The sequence below is a fragment of the Neobacillus sp. D3-1R genome, assembly GCF_052180215.1.
Taxonomy (GTDB): Bacteria; Bacillota; Bacilli; order Bacillales; family Cytobacillaceae; genus Pseudoneobacillus.
Map to the genome: position 1 here is coordinate 2831648 of NZ_CP197471.1, position 17234 is coordinate 2848881.

Annotated in this window: 18 protein-coding genes; 3 read left to right on the plus strand and 15 right to left on the minus strand. The window is 34.7% G+C overall.

Annotation, left to right across the window (positions count from 1 at the left end; genetic code table 11):
• Positions 1–114 precede the first annotated feature (114 nt).
• Positions 115–621 (minus strand): YppG family protein, encoded by a 507-nt coding sequence (locus ACSBPO_RS14505; protein WP_442594459.1) that lies wholly within the window; start codon positions 619–621, stop codon positions 115–117.
• A 189-nt stretch (positions 622–810) separates the two neighbouring features.
• On the opposite strand from ACSBPO_RS14505, the gene yppF reads away from it, so the two are divergent.
• A complete protein-coding gene (gene yppF / locus ACSBPO_RS14510) occupies positions 811–1029 on the plus strand; it encodes a YppF family protein (RefSeq protein WP_442594461.1) in 219 nt (72 codons plus the stop codon).
• A 46-nt stretch (positions 1030–1075) separates the two neighbouring features.
• Here yppF and ACSBPO_RS14515 read toward each other — a convergent pair whose 3' ends face one another.
• The 3 genes from ACSBPO_RS14515 to ACSBPO_RS14525 form a co-directional block, all read right to left on the minus strand.
• On the minus strand, positions 1076–1438 hold the full coding sequence (locus ACSBPO_RS14515; RefSeq protein ID WP_442594463.1) for a YppE family protein: 363 nt from the start codon (positions 1436–1438) through the stop codon (positions 1076–1078).
• Positions 1439–1515: 77 nt separating this feature from the next.
• Positions 1516–1785: a hypothetical protein gene (locus ACSBPO_RS14520; protein WP_442594465.1), complete on the minus strand. Its 270-nt coding sequence runs from the start codon at positions 1783–1785 to the stop codon at positions 1516–1518.
• A gap of 345 nt (positions 1786–2130) precedes the next feature.
• Positions 2131–3093 (minus strand): DUF2515 family protein, encoded by a 963-nt coding sequence (locus ACSBPO_RS14525; protein ID WP_442594467.1) that lies wholly within the window; start codon positions 3091–3093, stop codon positions 2131–2133.
• A 137-nt stretch (positions 3094–3230) separates the two neighbouring features.
• Between ACSBPO_RS14525 and recU the strand changes: the two genes are divergently transcribed.
• Positions 3231–3839: a Holliday junction resolvase RecU gene (gene recU / locus ACSBPO_RS14530; protein ID WP_442600374.1), complete on the plus strand. Its 609-nt coding sequence runs from the start codon at positions 3231–3233 to the stop codon at positions 3837–3839.
• Positions 3840–3873: 34 nt separating this feature from the next.
• On the plus strand, positions 3874–6417 hold the full coding sequence (locus tag ACSBPO_RS14535) for a PBP1A family penicillin-binding protein (protein WP_442594469.1): 2544 nt from the start codon (positions 3874–3876) through the stop codon (positions 6415–6417).
• 703 nt (positions 6418–7120) lie between these two features.
• Here ACSBPO_RS14535 and ACSBPO_RS14540 read toward each other — a convergent pair.
• From ACSBPO_RS14540 to panB, 11 genes are all read right to left on the minus strand, one after another.
• The gene (locus tag ACSBPO_RS14540; protein WP_442594471.1) at positions 7121–7483 is read right to left on the minus strand and encodes a YpoC family protein; all 363 of its coding nucleotides are present in this window, start codon (positions 7481–7483) and stop codon (positions 7121–7123) included.
• 1 nt (position 7484) lies between these two features.
• On the minus strand, positions 7485–8135 hold the full coding sequence (nth, locus tag ACSBPO_RS14545; RefSeq protein ID WP_442594473.1) for an endonuclease III: 651 nt from the start codon (positions 8133–8135) through the stop codon (positions 7485–7487).
• A 13-nt stretch (positions 8136–8148) separates the two neighbouring features.
• Complete coding sequence (locus tag ACSBPO_RS14550) at positions 8149–8850, minus strand: DnaD domain-containing protein (protein ID WP_442594475.1); 702 nt, start codon at positions 8848–8850, stop codon at positions 8149–8151.
• 146 nt (positions 8851–8996) lie between these two features.
• A complete protein-coding gene (locus ACSBPO_RS14555) occupies positions 8997–10187 on the minus strand; it encodes a pyridoxal phosphate-dependent aminotransferase (RefSeq protein ID WP_442594477.1) in 1191 nt (396 codons plus the stop codon).
• A 16-nt stretch (positions 10188–10203) separates the two neighbouring features.
• The gene (locus tag ACSBPO_RS14560; RefSeq protein WP_442594479.1) at positions 10204–10677 is read right to left on the minus strand and encodes a cell wall elongation regulator TseB-like domain-containing protein; all 474 of its coding nucleotides are present in this window, start codon (positions 10675–10677) and stop codon (positions 10204–10206) included.
• 14 nt (positions 10678–10691) lie between these two features.
• Positions 10692–10862 carry a YpmA family protein gene (locus ACSBPO_RS14565; protein ID WP_442594480.1) on the minus strand — a complete coding sequence of 57 codons (171 nt, stop codon included), beginning with the start codon at positions 10860–10862 and terminating at the stop codon, positions 10692–10694.
• Positions 10863–11067: 205 nt separating this feature from the next.
• Positions 11068–11910 carry an ATP-dependent DNA helicase gene (locus ACSBPO_RS14570; RefSeq protein ID WP_442594482.1) on the minus strand — a complete coding sequence of 281 codons (843 nt, stop codon included), beginning with the start codon at positions 11908–11910 and terminating at the stop codon, positions 11068–11070.
• Positions 11911–11972: 62 nt separating this feature from the next.
• On the minus strand, positions 11973–14759 hold the full coding sequence (gene dinG / locus ACSBPO_RS14575) for an ATP-dependent DNA helicase DinG (protein ID WP_442594484.1): 2787 nt from the start codon (positions 14757–14759) through the stop codon (positions 11973–11975).
• A 133-nt stretch (positions 14760–14892) separates the two neighbouring features.
• Positions 14893–15276 carry an aspartate 1-decarboxylase gene (panD, locus tag ACSBPO_RS14580; protein ID WP_442594486.1) on the minus strand — a complete coding sequence of 128 codons (384 nt, stop codon included), beginning with the start codon at positions 15274–15276 and terminating at the stop codon, positions 14893–14895.
• Between the two features lie 42 nt (positions 15277–15318).
• On the minus strand, positions 15319–16164 hold the full coding sequence (panC, locus tag ACSBPO_RS14585; RefSeq protein WP_442594488.1) for a pantoate--beta-alanine ligase: 846 nt from the start codon (positions 16162–16164) through the stop codon (positions 15319–15321).
• A complete protein-coding gene (gene panB, locus ACSBPO_RS14590) occupies positions 16164–16997 on the minus strand; it encodes a 3-methyl-2-oxobutanoate hydroxymethyltransferase (protein ID WP_442594490.1) in 834 nt (277 codons plus the stop codon). The genes panC and panB overlap by 1 nt, the downstream gene beginning before the upstream one ends.
• Positions 16998–17234 lie beyond the last annotated feature (237 nt).

Sequence of the window (17234 nt, forward strand, 5' to 3'; positions counted from 1 at the left end):
ACAGGATTCGTCTTTTGTTACACCTTTTAAACTTTTATCAACTTGAGAAATCACCAAGGAATCCTAGACTTTAAAAATACCACCTATTGGGATTTTTATATTACTCAAAAGATCTTAGACTTTAAAAATTCCACCTAATCCTTTCACCATTGATGTCACTTGGTTAACAGCATTCATCATTTGGCCAGCGGTATTCATCATTTTATTTAAATCGAGGTTTCCATCTTGACCTTTGAATGAATTCATTATCGTCCCAATACCTCCATTTGGTTTTGGAACCATATTTGGTTTTGGATAAGGGTTATAATTAATCGGATAATTGTTCATCATTTGCATATTGGAAGAATACGGTTCATTTGGTTCTAAAGGATTTTGAAAAATAGATTGAATCTGATTTTTACCCGAATAGGCAGACTGATATGGATTATGATAGGGAATAGACTGTGGATTTCCCATTGGATAATAGCCTTGCATATTAGGCTGTTGTTGGAAGTAAGGATTTGGGTATGGAGCTGGGAAATTTTGCTGTGTTGGAACTGGATAATAAGGATTTCCCATATTTAAAGGATTGATCTGATGTTGCTGTTGATAATATCCATTAAAACGTTCATGACTAAACATGGGCATTCATCTCCTCCGCACTTTTCGCTACTATACAATATGCCTAATTTTTTCTTGGGTGAATAAAAACTGGAATTAAAATAGTAATGTCTAATCATGTAATCTCTTGTCGGAAGTTTAAATTTTTTAAAAACAAGAAAAAATTTATTCACATGGTAAAATTAATAAAAAGGCAGGGGAGGATTTGCAATGAACATTCACGAACTAAAATTAAAGTTTAAGCAAAAAAGAAATTACAGTACAGATAACCTAATTGATCTGATGAATTTTGCAAAAATGACCTATATTCTTAATGAAATATCTATTAAAGAATATCGACAACTAGTACGTGAATTGGAATCACTAGGTGTAGATACACTTGGGGCAGAAACTCCTGAAGACGAAAACACACTCATCGAGACAAATTAACGCCAGAAAGGTCTAGAATATTCTACTATTCTAGACCTTTCATTTTTTAAGTATTCTTTTCTAAGTACTGCAAAATACTTTGGAGAACAAATTGAGCAGATTGTAAAGAACTTATAAAATGCTTTCTGCTTGTGGTTGGATAAAAAGCTTGAATACCCATTTTTTCTAAGTGTTCGTAGGTTGTCTCAAGCTGTTTTTTATTAATAAATGGCGGTTTATCTATTTGAATCCATTGTATTGCTATTGGCAGCCATTCATCGCAAGTTGTTTTGACTAAATCGGCAAAAGGCTTTACCTCTGAATAGAAGTCTCCCTCTTTTCCACTACTTTTAGACTCTTCAAATTGGATTCTACCTTTTTCTAAAAGTTCAAGTAGCGTTTTCGTTAAACTCCCTAACTGATTTTCCATCCTTTTCCCCCTAAAATTCTAAAAAATAAAAGTAGCTTAAGAAAAAGCTACTTGGTTTAACTAGTATTTTATTTTTTTTAGAAACCTAATTCAAGTTTAAGGGCTGGGGGGAGATTTTGATAGGTTTCTTTATTTACTTGAAAACTAAAAGCCGATTCTGTCATTGATTGTTCAAGCTTATTTATTTTTTCTTCAGCTTTGTTTATTTGATCCAACTGTTGTTGTCCCATATTAATACGTAGATCTGTTAATGAATATTCAAGTACGGACTCGAGTTCTTCTAATTGATCATAAATTTCAGTCAGCATGTGCAATACTTTTTCCTTTGAATTTTGTTTTTCAATCATATCAAGCCCTCCTAGGAATTATCTATCAAATGAATTCTCCATTCTTACTATGAGTCCTTCACTACTGACAAAACTAGAAGTAATTCGTCAAAGAAAGTGTTGTTTTTCAACATTTTCGACAGAATGATAAAAAAGCATGAAAAGAGTGGTTCCGTACAAACTAAGTATGAGGAGGTGTTTAATAGTGCGAAAACAGGGTAAAGAAAACAAAAGTCAACCAAATCGATTAAACGAAAAACAGCCAGGATATGGTGATAAAAAACTAGATGGACCTAACCGCCCAGCTGAATAATTAGAAAAGAATTTTGGACTGACTTTAGTTATGTACTAGAGATCAGTCCAGTTTTATTTTATGAGTTGTTGAATGGCTGACAATGCTTTAATTTGATCTTGTTTTTTCCGATACCAATTTGTTAAATGAATGGGATGCCGATGATGAATCTTAGTATCTAACCATGATCTTGGAATTCGTTTATTTAAACTCCAATCGTCTTTTTGATGAATATGATGATCAATTACTGGAAATGTGGTCCGTAAAAAAGGCGTTTTTCGTGAGTGTTTTGTTGTAAAATATTTTTCGTAATCAAAACGGGAACCGGTATGGGTTTGTTTTTCTGCAAAGTCAAAAAAAGCTGGAAAAAGATCAGGTTGAAATAAAATATCAGCAAGCCTTTTTCCTAGGTTTATTCTCTTACTAAGGTTTCGAAAACCATTTACACTGGCACCATACACTTCTCCCCTACAAGTCGGGAACAATACACAACTAAAGTGAAACCAGTCTTCTAATTGAAAAGCAACAGAATGAAATACTTTTTTATTGTATAAATGATGTTTAATAACAGGTTTTTGAATGACATTTTGTTCATTGATAATTAAAGAAGTTGTTAGACGTTGTTGGTTTCTTTGTTCCCAATAAAGATACCATTCCCTTTGAATAAAGTTTGAAACTCCAAAAAACTCTAAAAGATGAAACAAAGGACGATTTAGGTTCGTCGAATATTCATAGATAAGTAATTGAGGGTAGACATCATAAAAAATTAACCAATTAGCTCTTTCATAGGTTAAAAATAGCCAATTACGAAAAGCTGGCTCAAGAATTGGGGGAAAATAGACTCCTTCCAAGTCGCACATATTATATCCCCCATTTCGGGAGACCATGCTTGCTAAAAAAGACCACCTTATATCAGGGTGACGCTTAAAGTATTGAAAGTAAGCCTCTGTCCTGGAAATATTATCTTTATTCTTTTTGGAAGTTCTCACTTCTATTTCTTGTACAATATTTAAGTCAAATGTGTTATATTTGAACATTATTCATCTACCCTTATCGATTAGGCTATTATCTTTTCATTTTATAATAATTATTCATATTCTTTAATTCCTGCACTTTTTTATTCAACACTAAGACGAAAGATTTGATATGATAGGGTGGTAGCGAGGTGTCAAAAGTGAACTTTCATTATCCAAATGGAAAACCCTATATCCCCAAAACCAACTCTATTAAAACGAATCATTTAAAGAAAAATGGTAGCTTTAGTAATAGGGGTATGACTTTAGAAGAAGATTTAAATCTGACCAATGAATATTACAGGGAAAATAACATTGCTATTATTCATAAAAAACCAACACCGGTTCAAATCGTTCATGTTGATTATCCTAAACGAAGCGCAGCTGTTATTAAAGAGGCCTATTTCAAGCAAGCATCTACCACAGATTATAACGGTGTATATAAAGGTAGATATATTGATTTTGAGGCCAAAGAGACTCAATTACAGCAATCCTTTCCACTGAAAAACTTCCATGAACATCAAATCAAACATATTTCTTCGGTGCTTCAACAAGAAGGAATCTGTTTTGTCATTATAAGGTTTGCAGCAAGTGAAGAAATTTTTCTACTGGAAGGGGAAAAATTACTCACCTTTTGGAATAGAATGTTAGCTGGTGGACGAAAATCAATGACAATAGATGAAATCAATGAACATGGACATCTTATTTCAGTTGGCTTTCATCCACGGATTGACTATATTAAAATAATAGACAAACTTTATCCATTTTAAAACATCGGCTTTACAAGAAAGGTAGGAAATATATATGAGTGAGAAATACCAAACAAGAGAGGATCGCCGCAAACAACTTTCTAACAAAAAGCCCAAGCAAAAGAAAAAAACGGCTGGTTTATGGAAAAAGGTATTTCTATCATTGGTCATTATTGGAGTAATAGGTGCCATTGCAGGCGGCGTTACTATAGCCATGATTATAAAAGATACACCTAAACTTGTTGAATCTGAATTAAAAGATCCAGTCTCTTCAAAAATTCTTGATAAAGACGGTGACTTAATTTCAGAAGTTGGAGCGGTAAAAAGAGATTATGTTGCATATGAAGATATACCAAAACAGATGGAAGAAGCCATTCTCGCAACGGAGGATGTTCGATTCTACAAACACCATGGAATAGATTTTATCCGCCTAGGTGGAGCAGTTATTGCTAATATTACGAATGGGTTTGGTTCAGAAGGAGCTAGTACCATTACCCAGCAGGTTGTAAAAAACTCCTTTTTAACAACCCAAAAAACACTAACCAGAAAAATACAAGAGGCTTGGCTTGCCTATCAACTAGAACAAAAATTTACAAAAGAAAAGATCTTTGAAATCTATGTGAATAAAAACTTAATGGGTGGAAATATTCACGGAATAAAAACAGGGGCTAAAGTTTATTTTGGAAAAGAATTAGATGAATTAACCCTATCTGAAGCTGCAGTTATAGCCGGACTTCCTCAAAGTCCAAATAACTATAATCCATTTATCCATCCAGACCTTGCAGAAAAAAGAAGAAATATTGTATTAAGCTTAATGAATCAACACGGATTTATTACAAAAGAAGAAATGGAAGAAGCTAAAAAAGTTCCAATTGAATCTTCGCTTGTAAAAGAAGAAAATCGTGAATTAGATGATACTCCTTATGATGCATTTGTAGATGCTGTTATGGATGAAGTTGAAAAACACGGTGACTACGATCTTTTAAGAGATGGTTTAACCATTCATACAACTCTTGATAAGAATGCTCAGCTATATGTTCAAAAAATATTAAACACAAATGAAGTGGTACAGTATCCAGATGATGAATTTCAAGCTGGAATAGTACTACTAGACACTAAAACTGGTGAAGTTAGAGCCATTGGTGGTGCTCGTAATCCTAAGGTGGAGCGCGGATTTAACTACGCTATTGATACGAGACGTCAACCTGGTTCCACTATTAAGCCAATCTTAGACTATGGGCCTGCAATTGAATTCTTACAATGGGGCACTTATCATATTCTTGAGGATAAACCAACGAAGTATTCAGGAAAAAGTAGCGCTCAACCTCACAACTGGGATCAAAAATATATGGGTCCTATGACCATGAGGGAGGCATTAGCTCGTTCACGTAACACAACTGCTATTCAAACTTTACAACAGGTCGGTCTAGATAAAGCACAAGGATTTGCACAAAACCTGGGAATTCCTTTGGATGAAATTTACGAATCCTATGCTATCGGAGGTTTAAAAGATGGAGTTTCTCCTCTTCAAATGGCTGGTGCCTATAGCGCATTTGGTAATAATGGTTTTTACACTGAGCCTCATACTGTAACAAAAATAGAGCTAAGAGACGGAACTGAAATAAATGTTGACCATGAAACAAAAGTTGTCATGAAGGATTATACAGCTTTTCTCATTACAGATATGTTAAAAAGTGTAGTTAAAGATTCATACGGTACTGGCGGAAAAGCAAATGTTCCTTCCCTTCCAGTAGCAGGTAAGACTGGCACAACAAATTATTCTGATGATGAAATAAAAGAATACGATATTCCATCTTCACGGGCAGTACCAGATTCTTGGTTCGCTGGCTATACGACTAATTACACAGCAGCCGTATGGACAGGATACAAAAATAGAAAGAATTATATTGCTCCTGGTGATGACCAAAAAATCGCACAATATATCTTTAAAAACCTAATGGAGCATGTTTCGCAGGGCATTGATACACCAGATTTTCCTGTTCCAAAAAGTGTGCAGCAGGTTAAAATCGAAAAAGGCACGAACCCAGCTCAATTAGCGAGTGATTTTACACCAAAAGATCAAGTTCTTTACGAATGGGCTGTAAAAGGTCATGTTCCAAAAGAGACATCTAAGAAATTTGATAAGCTTGAAATTCCATCAAATCTACAAACGGTATATGACAACACGAAAAATGAAATTAAACTTACTTGGGATTATAATGTAAAAGGAACCGAAGAATTACCAATCGAGTTTGAAGTAAGTGGTTCTCTCGACGAAGGCGCAGAGCAATTGTTGACGACGACAAAGGAAAAGGTTCTTAATGTGACAAAACCTGTCCCTGGTGGCGTCTATACCTTTAAAATTGTTGCAATTCGCGGAGAACAACGTAGTGAACCAGCTACTGTTACGATTGAAATTCCTGACCCATTTAATCCCGATAACGGTGATCTAGATAATTCAGACGATCCAACTAACCCAGATGATGGCACTGGTGAAGAAACAGGAACAGACAATGGGAACTCTGGAAATGATAATGGTAGTGTTGATAATACTGATCATGATAATAATGATGGTGGCATAACCGATAGTAATGAATAAATAATGCAAAAAAAACGACTAAGCAGTTATTGCTTAGTCATTTTTTTATTTTCTTATTCTTAAAATCGTTGATTTCCGTTCCAGGCGAACGCTTTCCGCGGGGTGTGACTTGAGCCTCCTCAGTCGCTATGCTCCTTGCGGGGTCTCAAGCTTCACACTATTCCCGCAGGAGTCGTCGCCTTCCACTCCAATCAACTAGTAACCAGGTAAAAAATAAGATATGAAGTACAAATAAATGATCAGAAATCTATATAACAATACACATCCTTTACCAAGTCATACGTGAAAGAAACATCAGGGTTACATCTTGCGGACTAAATGTTCCTGAGAACCAGCTGGTCTAATCAACCATATTAATCTCGTTGGATTGGATATTTTTTGAAAGCATCTTTATCACTGTATCTTTTAAAAATAGGCACTTGTTTCTAGTTCCACATTAAGTTTAGAAGCCCTGTTGATTGGAGTGGAAGGCGCGTAGACTCCTGAGGGAGCAGTCCGGACAGCTGAGACCTAGTAAAATGATCCACAAGAGGGATCATTTGTACCCCGCAGACGCCAACGGCGGCGAGGAGGCTCAGCGCCGGCCCCGCGGAAAGCGAAGCGCCTGGAACGGAAATCAACAGCCCCTTTCTCCGCGAAACTAAAAAAGACTGTAAACAAACACGATTTTCATCGAGTTTGTCTACAGTCTGAGACTAAGTAGCTATTGCTTAGTCATTTTTTCTATGGCGATTTTTTTGTTATATTGTTTTATTTGTTCAGTTATTAGTTCATTTAATTGAACAAAAGAATGATAAAGATTTGGTTTGTTTTGAATAAAGGTTAGGCGTTCAAACACATTTACTGGTTTCCATTTAAAGCATATTATCATTTCTTCTTTAATAAACTGATTGATTGGCTCTTTATTATTACATAAGAAAAGTAATTGTTGAAATAAATCAATACCTTTAAGCATTGGAGCTTCAGTATTTTTTTTATCTCTTTTTTCAAAAAGTATGGTTAGTTCTTTTTTCACTTGTTGCCATTCATCCAATATTATAGAAATTCGATTTGAGGACAAATTCATTTTAGTCCCTCGCCTTCATCCGCTTCTTCCCTTCTCGACATAAATCTAATAAGGGACAAGTGGGACACTGAGGATTTTGTGCTTTGCAATGATATCTACCAAAAAATATCATTCGATGATGGGTTACGGACCATTCATCTTCAGGAACCTTTTTCATTAATGTTTTTTCAACTTCTAATACTGTATCCTTCCAACGACAAAAACCTAATCGTTTACTAACTCTTTCGACATGTGTATCAACAGCTATAGCAGGTACACCAAAGGCAACTGACATCACTACATTAGCCGTTTTCCTTCCTACTCCTGGAAGTCTTTGAAGCTCCTCACGTTCTTCAGGAACAATTCCGTCGTATTCCTCAATTAGTAATTGACATAACTTTTGTAAGTTTTTTGCTTTATTTCGAAACAGTCCGATAGATCGAATATCATTTTGCAACTCTTCTAATGTCACACTTAAATAATCTTCTGGTGTTTTATATTTTTGAAATAAACCTTTTGTAACTTTATTCACTAGTGCATCCGTACACTGGGCCGATAAAGCAACAGCAATAACAAGTTCAAATGGATTAGAATGAACAAGCTCACAATGGGCATTTGGAAACATTTCACCCATCTTATCTAAACAATATCTAATTTCTTGTTTATTTAACATAGTATGACCTCTTTTATTGTTCTAACCAGTTATAAATAGGAACAGATTGGGATGGTGTTGTTTTTTGGTTAATTGAAGCAGGACGTGTTTTTTGTCTAAACTTATTTCCATAGTTTTTCGCTTGCTCGACTGTTTTAATCCCGTTCTTTTTCCATTCAAATAAAATTTTATCAATATAGCGGAAATTAAGTTTCCCAGAAATAACCGCCTCTTTTAATGCAGATTTAATAATAATCGAATCATGGTGGTCATCATCTAACCACATGGCTAACGTCTCACATTCAAATGGAGAAAGAGGTCGACCAAATTCCTGTTCAAAGCATGTATATAAATCCGTTTCCGAAGAAACTTTACTTGAAGTTTCTTCTTCTTTCTTTAACCTTAGGAAATGATCAATCAGTCTATCCCAGAGAGGTTCAAGAGAATACTTTTCAAAACGAATTCCCTCGACGGTATATTCATCATGGATATTGACAAATCCTTTCTGAATCAGTGTTCTGAGCATATTAGCACATAAGTCAGCAGATATCGTCAAACGAGAAGATAATTCTTCTGGAGTTGGAAAATCATTCCCTTTGTTTTGGAAAGAAATTATTTGAAGTATTAAAACTAATTCTGATTCGTTTAGTTTTAAATCTTTGAAATGCGAAATAAGAAACGTAGGAATAGATAGGTTTCCTTCCTTTGCCCAAGCTAAAATATTTGTTTTTTCCATCTAAGACACCTCTTTAAAAGTATAACACGAAACGTTTATAGTGAATATGGATTCTGATTGGACAAGTCACCAACTATTTCAAAAAAATAAAATGAAAAGCCAAGTGACTTTTCATTTTATCATTATATTTATTATAAGTTTTTACCCTAATTTTTCTTTTTGTTTATGAAATCCTCGATTCTTTGGATAGCTGTCTCTAAGGCATCTAATGAAGTTGCATATGAAATACGAATGTTATCTGGTGCACCGAATCCAGAACCTGGGATCACGGCAACCATTGCTTCATCTAATAACCCAACAACAAAGTCATCAACTGAATCGTAACCTGTTATTTCGGCTGCATTTTTTACATTTGGAAACAAATAAAAAGCTCCCTGTGGTTTTATACATGTAATTCCTTCGATTGAAACCAGCTTATCATATATAACATTTAAACGTGACTCAAAGGCTGCTCTCATATCTTCAACTGGATGTTGGGGTCCAGTGTAGGCTGCAATCGTACCGTATTGTGCAGTCGTAGTTGGGTTTGAGGTACTATGGCTTGCAAGATTCGTCATTGCTGTAATAATTTCTTTTTGACCCGCAGCATATCCTATTCTCCATCCTGTCATGGAATGAGATTTTGAGACACCATTGATAATAATCGTTTGTTCTTTTAGTTGCTGTGAAATCTGAGCAATTGAAATATGTTTACTATCCCCATAAATTAATTTCTCATAAATTTCGTCTGATACAATAAGAATATTCTTTTCTAGGCAAACTTTCCCAATTGCTTCTAATTCTTCTTTTGAATAAATCATTCCCGTTGGATTGCTTGGAGAATTTATAATAATGGCTCTTGTTTTTTCCGTAATTGCTGACAAAATTTGTTCAGGGGTAATTTTGTAATCGTTACTCTCTACCCCTTCAATATAAACAGGTTTTCCGCCTGCTAGCTTCACTTGCTCAGGATAACTTACCCAATAGGGGGTGGGAATAATGACTTCATCTTCATCATTCAATATAACTTGAAATAAAGTATAAAGAACATGCTTAGCACCATTTCCCACAATAATCTCATTAGCTTGATAGGTAATTCCTTGATCTTCGCTTAACTTATTGATAATTGCTTTTTTTAATGCAGGTAATCCTGCTGAAGGAGTATATTTTGTAAACCCAGCATTCATTGATTCGAACGCAGCATCAATAATATGTTGTGGTGTATTAAAATCAGGTTCACCTGCACCTAAACCTATTACATCATGTCCCTGAGCTTTTAACTCTGCGGCTTTGGCTGTAATGGCAAGTGTCGTTGATGGTGTTAAGGCCTTTACTCTTTTAGCAAGTTGAATCTCCATTCCTTATTCCCCTTTATTATAAATTTTCAATTTTTTTAAGCCATTCTCCCGTTTCAAAATCAACATAATAATAATTGATTAAGTTAGAATCGGAAAGGTAATAAATTTCCCATAAAGGAATACCTTTCTCCATCCCTAATCTGACATCAACTATTTTTTGGGGATTACTTAATTGCTTTACTTTATTAATAGCCTGTTGTTTTGTTACCCCATTTTTTTCTTTTCTAACAATCGGTTCATTACCATTTTCCGGTATCCACACGATTATCTTTTCGCCATCAACATTTTTACCTTTTACAATTGAAACAGTTTCCAATCCATGGTATAGTTCAAAGTCATCAACAGTCTTTAACCTTGTTTCTAAAAAAGCTTTTTTAATCGCTTTTTGTTCAGCACTCTTAAGGGGTTTAATAGATTGAGAGTACGTAATTGAAATAAGTCCAAAAGTCACTAAAAATAAAATCACGAAAATCCATAATAATTTCTTCATAGCGCTCAGATCCATTATGTACGATAAATGGTAAAAATGGCTTTATTTTGGTCTTCTTGATCTAATGCCAGTCCAAACATTAAATCCTTATGTTTAAGGGTACGGTTTAAGGAATCCACAATTTTATATAAGTCTGAACTGTACTCTATTTTCACAGTTGAAAGGACCTCAATTTTACTTTCCATTGGTTATACCTCCTAGAAGTCAACAAAATTTGTAACTAATATCCCAAACTAAATAGGTCATAATATGATTACGGACCAATAAATGAATCTCCAACAACATTATAGCAGTAGACACCCAGTTACGTTAAGGATTTTCATACGGTATTGGCTCAAAAAATCTCTCTAGTCCACAACGTCATGGCTGTGCAATATGCACAGCTATTTTTTATTCTTCATCATTACTAACCGGCACGGTTATGACTTCATAATTATCCTTTAAAAATTTGATAGAAATATTCCCATGGCTTTCCGTATAGTAAACATCAATCCAATCCTCATGAAGCATTTTTAATAAGTCAACGCTTGGAACTTTCCCTTTTGAGTGAAATAAAACCGCTACCTCTGGATCCATATTCTTTAATAACTTTCTTGAAACACTTCCTTCTTTGCCGAAATAGGGAAGTTTCACTATTCTATATGGGAATCCCTTTTTCCTAAATAGCTCTTCCTCTGATTTTTTTCCAAAAGTGTTTTTTAAATAAATATTATGATGAAAATAAGATAGTGAAATATCCATTCCTCTTTGTTTTGTATCTTCTGCATATACAACTTCTGCAATAAGTTCTGGTAATAACATTTGCTTTGTACCATTACTCCATATATGCAAGGAAACATCCTCTTGATGTTGCAATTGTGATTTTACAAAATCCTCATTTCCACTATGAACAATTACTTGCTGTACATCAAAATGGGTGATAACCCATTCTAAATCATCATGTGTACAAGTTTGAATATCGGTGCAAATAATAGTAGATATTTTATCTACATGATAAACAGCAAGCTGCTTTTTTAACTCTTGTTTCATTCCAGGAGCACCTGTATTGATGAGTATGTTTTCACCATTCGCATGCTGAATCAGTGTTGCCTCACCATCTGAAAGTGAAAAAAAAGTAAAGGCAAGTTCATTTTCATTCAGCTTCAAGTTAATTCCTTCTAATGTGGGAATGGGTTTCCCAAAAATATTAGATACAATAAAAAGAAATGAAACTAACGAATAGAGTATATTCAATTTCTTTCCTCCTCTACTTTTGTATAGAGTGTGTGGAAAGAACTAAATTTATAAGTTTATATTCAATCTAACCATGAATGAATAATCTCCAAAATATCTTCTAGGGGCTTCTCTTTAATTGGTATGTCAGGAATAGATTGAATAAACTTCCTTCCATATTTTGTTGTAATAATTCTCCGGTCAAGAACAATCATTACACCTTTATCACGTTCTGTCCGTATCAATCTTCCGAATCCTTGCTTGAAACGTAATACAGCTTCCGGCAATGACACTTCCATAAAAGGGTTTCCGCCATGCTTTTTAACTTCCTCACATTTTGCCTGCATAAATGGTTCTTCTGGTGGAGTGAACGGCAATCTAACCATAACTAGACAAGATAAATCTTCACCCGGGATATCAATCCCTTCCCAAAAACTACTGGTGCCAAAGAGGATTGCTTTTTCAAACTTTTGGAATGTCCTCGTTAATCGTGAACGGCTTCCACTGGTTATCCCTTGCGCAATCAAGGCATATTCCTCTAATAAACCACTTTCCTTCATCAATGCATAGGTTTTTCTTAGCATCTCATGGGATGTAAATAACAATAGCATTCTCCCTTTTGTTACTTCTGCAATAGAAATTATTTGTTCCGTAATCGAAGTGACATAATCATCTAAGGAAACCATTTTAATATCGGGAAGATCCTGTGGAATAAGTAATTTCACTTTATTACGATAATCAAAAGGAGAGCTAATTTGGATTGTTTTTGTCATTTCATGAAGACCAAGCTCATTTATAATATAGTCAAATTGATTGTCTATCGATAAAGTAGCTGAAGTCACAAGGACACTTTTTAAATTTGAAAAGAAATTTTCCTGTAGATCTTCTGCAATCGATACGGGTTGTAAATAAACCGTTGTGGAATTTTGAAAAGCGCGAAAATCAATTTCAATCCAAGCCACATTTTTATCAGATGGAGATAAGAAAATCTTGCTAATGGTTTCCCTTATTTTCGATAAATCATCACAAGCTTGACTAATTTCACCTCTCAAATACGGATCCATTTGCTTTCCATTTTGCTTTTCCAGTTCTATAATTGCCTGTTCTATGGAACCAATAAATTCTTTTATCAAGAATGAAAAGCGTTCACCCGTATGAAATAGATTTTTAAAATACGGGGTTTGTGAATCGATCTTGATACTGACTTTCATACTTGGTTCCGATGTTAAAATATTTTTCACGTAGATTCTTATGGCTTTAAAAAATTCATCCATTTCAAAAAATAAATCAACCATACAGCGATTTATTTTTTCTAAATAAGCTTTATTTCCGCTATTCGTTCTAATCCATGTATTCAACTGAAAGGTTAGATTCTTTTGCTCTACTAAGCCAAATTGATTTAAAAGAAGTCTAATTTTAAAATAATCTAATTGTGATCCCAAGAAATGAAAAGCTACTTTATGAAAATGATGTCCTTCGTCTAACACTACATAATCAACCTTAGGTAAAGATGATTGACGCCCAGATAGATCGGAGAGCAGTAAACTATGATTCGTGATAATGAGATTTGCATTTGCTACCTTCTTTTTCGCACGCTCATAAAAATCAAAGCCAACCCACGGCCCCTCGTCATTTACGGTATGTTGACCATGATTTATTCGATTCCAAAATATCTGACCACCACTAGAAAGATTTAATTCATCAACGTCTCCTGTTTCAGTATGTAATAACCAAATTAATATTTGCATTTTGGTTAGACAGGAATCATAGTTATCCTCTATTTCATGCAAACTTTCTTCAAACTTAGAAAGATTAAGATAATGCATTTTCCCTTTTAATAAGGCAATGTGTAAATCAAATGGTAGCATTTTCTTTAATAAGGGAATATCATTCGTAATTAATTGGTTTTGTAATTGAATCGTATACGTGCTAACCATTACTTTACTACCTGTCATTTTGGAAAAATAGGCAGCCGGAAATAGATACCCTAATGTTTTTCCTATTCCTGTTCCTGCTTCTAGGACTAGGTGCTGCTGTTTGCTAAAAGACTTAAATACCTCATTCATCATATAAAATTGGCCTGATCTTTTTTGAAAGTGAGGAAATGTCTTTTGAAACTGCCCTTCTTTTAGTTCATCATGAAAAGGAAAAGTGATAGTGCCTTTATTATTCACTTCTTCGATCTGCGAATGGTCGATTTTCTGACGAAGAACTAACCCATTTATTACTTCTAAATCACCTTGCCACTCTTCTGCTCTTGTCGACTTCAGTTCTAAAATGTCGTCAAATAGTAATTGAATATCACTCTTTAATCCACCAGAAAGTTCTGCTAACTGTTTAAAAGTCGTTAAGGGTATTTCCAACATTCTATCTAAAAAATGCAACAATAACTCAGCTGTTACTTCTGCATCACTATCTGCTTGATGAGGTCTTTCATGGACATAGCCTAATAAAATAGCTAAATCACTCAATTTATAACTATCAATTGTCGGGAATAGAAATCTTGATAATTCAACCGTATCAATAACTGGGCCAAAAAAACCTTCCTGATTAGCCATTAAAAGCTCTTCCTGTAAAAAGGAAAGATCAAAAAGGACATTGTGTGCAACAAAATAAGCATCCTCTAATAGACTCTGTACCTTAGGTGCTAAGTCTTCAAAATGAGGTGCATCCTTTACCATGTCATCAGTTATTCCAGTTAATTCCTCAATAAAAATCGGAATCTTCACTTTCGGATTTACAAATGAGGAAAATGTTTCTACCACTTTGCCATTTTCAATCACAACGGCAGCAAATTGGATAATTCGGTCACCCTTTTTTGGTGAGTTCCCCGTTGTCTCTAAATCAATTACAACAAATTTGTTATTCATGTATTACACCTCAAAACTTACTATCTTTAAAAGGTATCATATAATGAATGAAAATGATAATGTTTATAGCATTATTTTAGTCCTAAATATAGGAAAAATCCCCTATTGGAAGGGGATTTTTTTAAAATCTATATTACATAATAGTGTGAGCTGGTTCAGCTGCAATTAACTCTTTAATTTGGTTTTGTTCATTCATGATAGCTACTTTAGGTTTATGTTCATGAATCTTATCTTCTGGAACAAGAGTATATGAAATAATAATGACAATGTCCCCTTCTTGAACAAGTCTTGCCGCAGCTCCATTTAGACAAATGACGCCGCTTCCTCGTTCACCAGGAATAATATAAGTCTCTAAGCGTGCTCCATTATTATTATTAACAATTTGAACCTTTTCATTTGCAATCATGCCCACTGCATCTAGAATATCTTCATCAATGGTGATGCTGCCAACATAATTTAAATTTGCTTCAGTAACTCGCGCGCGATGGATTTTACCATTCATCATGGTGCGAAACATTGGTGTTCCTCCTCATTTATATCTAATAATTTCTTTTTTTTATCACTTTTGGATAATGATATTATCGATCAATCTAGCTTTAGAAAATTTCACTGCCAAAGCAATAATGATTTTTTCTGTAGAATCCTGAATAGGTTCTAATTGTGGGTAGGAATAGATTTCAATATAATCAACTACACCACTAGTATGACTTTTTAAGTAGTCTTTCATTAAGGTAATGATTTTTTCTATATCATGTTCACCGTTTTCCATTTCCTGCTTTGCCATCTGTAGGCTTTTAAATAACGCAGGCGCTTCTTTTCTTTCTTCCTCAGAAAGAAATACATTTCTTGAACTCTTTGCTAAACCATCATGTTCACGTAGAGTCTCAACAGGTATCAATTCAATTGGAAAATGAAAATCTTGAATAAGTCCCTCTACTACGGCAACCTGTTGGGCATCTTTTAAACCGAAATATACTCGGTTTGGGCCAATAATATTAAACAACTTAACCAGGACTGTAGCTACGCCATCAAAATGCCCTGGACGGGATCGTCCGCATAAAACATCCGTTCGGCTTTGTACCATTACTTTTACGGATGTTTCTGTTGGATACATTTCGTTAACAGTAGGATAAAAAATGTAATCAACACCCTCCTTTAGAGCCAACTGGTAATCTCTTTCAAAATCCCTTGGATAAGTTGAGAGATCTTCTTTGGGTCCAAATTGAAGTGGATTAACAAATATACTTAAAACGGTAATATCATTTTCACTCTTCGATTTTTTTATAAGAGATAAGTGCCCCTCATGTAAATAACCCATAGTAGGAACGTATCCAATTTTTTTAAATTGTTTATTCTCAGCTATCATCTGTTGGTGCATTTCATGGATCGTTTCAATTACCTGCATCATTTACCTCCGTATAATCCTTTTAATTCATCCTCTTTCATTGTAAAAGAATGTTTTTCTTCCGGAAATGCGTTGCTTTTGACTTCCGATACATAGGAACCAATACTTTCAATAATTTGATCATGAATATGATGATATTGTTTTACAAATTTAGGGACTCTATCTACCCCATAGCCAATAATATCGTGATAGACCAAAACCTGTCCATCTACTTCTACTCCTGCTCCAATTCCAATAGTTGGAATGGAAACACTTTTTGTTACTTCAGCAGCTAACTGCTTTGGGACACATTCCAACACAATCGAAAATGCACCAGCGGCTTCACACTTTTTTGCATCCTCGATTAGCTTTTGGGCTGCTTTAGCTTCTTTCCCTTGAACCTTATAGCCACCCAATACATGAACCGATTGAGGAGTTAGTCCTAGATGAGCCATAACAGGGATACCAGCATTGGTTAAAGCTTTTATTTTATCTAATACTTCATCTGCTCCTTCTAATTTAACGGCATGGGCTCCAGTTTCCTGTATTAAGCGTCCCGCGTTCATTAGAGCATCTTTTGTGGTTGTATGATAAGTTAAAAATGGCATGTCCACAACAATAAATGTATTTTTAGCCCCACGTTTAACGGCTTTTGCATGATGGACCATATCATCCATTGTGACGGGAATCGTTGAATCATATCCTAATACAACCATTCCTAATGAATCACCCACTAATATTAGGTCCACACCTGCTTCTTGAGCCTGTTTTGCAGATGGGTAATCGTAGGCTGTCAGCATAGCAATTTTTTCATTTGCTTCTTTCATCTTAAAAAAATCCGTCGTCTGTTTCATCCAATTTCCTCCTTTTTCTGTAAAGCTAATGTGTCAATTTTTCCACAATAGCTAGACAAGGAAAAAAAGGTAACGAAACGATATGGAGGTTAGACACAGCAAAAAGGATCATTCCGCAATGCAGAAGGATCCTGTACTCCCTTAGTTCGTTTCATCCCTCTGTCCCGGTCCAACATGGATCTAGGCAGAACTATTTTGTTCAAAAAATAATTTGCAGTTCTTTCACACTTCCTGCAT

Coding starts and splice junctions, on each gene's coding strand:
- ACSBPO_RS14505 (WP_442594459.1), bottom strand. CDS start 621: ATGTTTAGTCATGAACGTTTTAATGGATATTATCAACAGCAACATCAG.
- yppF (WP_442594461.1), top strand. CDS start 811: ATGAACATTCACGAACTAAAATTAAAGTTTAAGCAAAAAAGAAATTAC.
- ACSBPO_RS14515 (WP_442594463.1), bottom strand. CDS start 1,438: ATGGAAAATCAGTTAGGGAGTTTAACGAAAACGCTACTTGAACTTTTA.
- ACSBPO_RS14520 (WP_442594465.1), bottom strand. CDS start 1,785: ATGATTGAAAAACAAAATTCAAAGGAAAAAGTATTGCACATGCTGACT.
- ACSBPO_RS14525 (WP_442594467.1), bottom strand. CDS start 3,093: ATGTTCAAATATAACACATTTGACTTAAATATTGTACAAGAAATAGAA.
- ACSBPO_RS14535 (WP_442594469.1), top strand. CDS start 3,874: ATGAGTGAGAAATACCAAACAAGAGAGGATCGCCGCAAACAACTTTCT.
- ACSBPO_RS14540 (WP_442594471.1), bottom strand. CDS start 7,483: ATGAATTTGTCCTCAAATCGAATTTCTATAATATTGGATGAATGGCAA.
- nth (WP_442594473.1), bottom strand. CDS start 8,135: ATGTTAAATAAACAAGAAATTAGATATTGTTTAGATAAGATGGGTGAA.
- ACSBPO_RS14550 (WP_442594475.1), bottom strand. CDS start 8,850: ATGGAAAAAACAAATATTTTAGCTTGGGCAAAGGAAGGAAACCTATCT.
- ACSBPO_RS14555 (WP_442594477.1), bottom strand. CDS start 10,187: ATGGAGATTCAACTTGCTAAAAGAGTAAAGGCCTTAACACCATCAACG.
- ACSBPO_RS14560 (WP_442594479.1), bottom strand. CDS start 10,677: ATGAAGAAATTATTATGGATTTTCGTGATTTTATTTTTAGTGACTTTT.
- ACSBPO_RS14565 (WP_442594480.1), bottom strand. CDS start 10,862: ATGGAAAGTAAAATTGAGGTCCTTTCAACTGTGAAAATAGAGTACAGT.
- dinG (WP_442594484.1), bottom strand. CDS start 14,759: ATGAATAACAAATTTGTTGTAATTGATTTAGAGACAACGGGGAACTCA.
- panD (WP_442594486.1), bottom strand. CDS start 15,276: ATGTTTCGCACCATGATGAATGGTAAAATCCATCGCGCGCGAGTTACT.
- panC (WP_442594488.1), bottom strand. CDS start 16,164: ATGCAGGTAATTGAAACGATCCATGAAATGCACCAACAGATGATAGCT.
- panB (WP_442594490.1), bottom strand. CDS start 16,997: ATGAAACAGACGACGGATTTTTTTAAGATGAAAGAAGCAAATGAAAAA.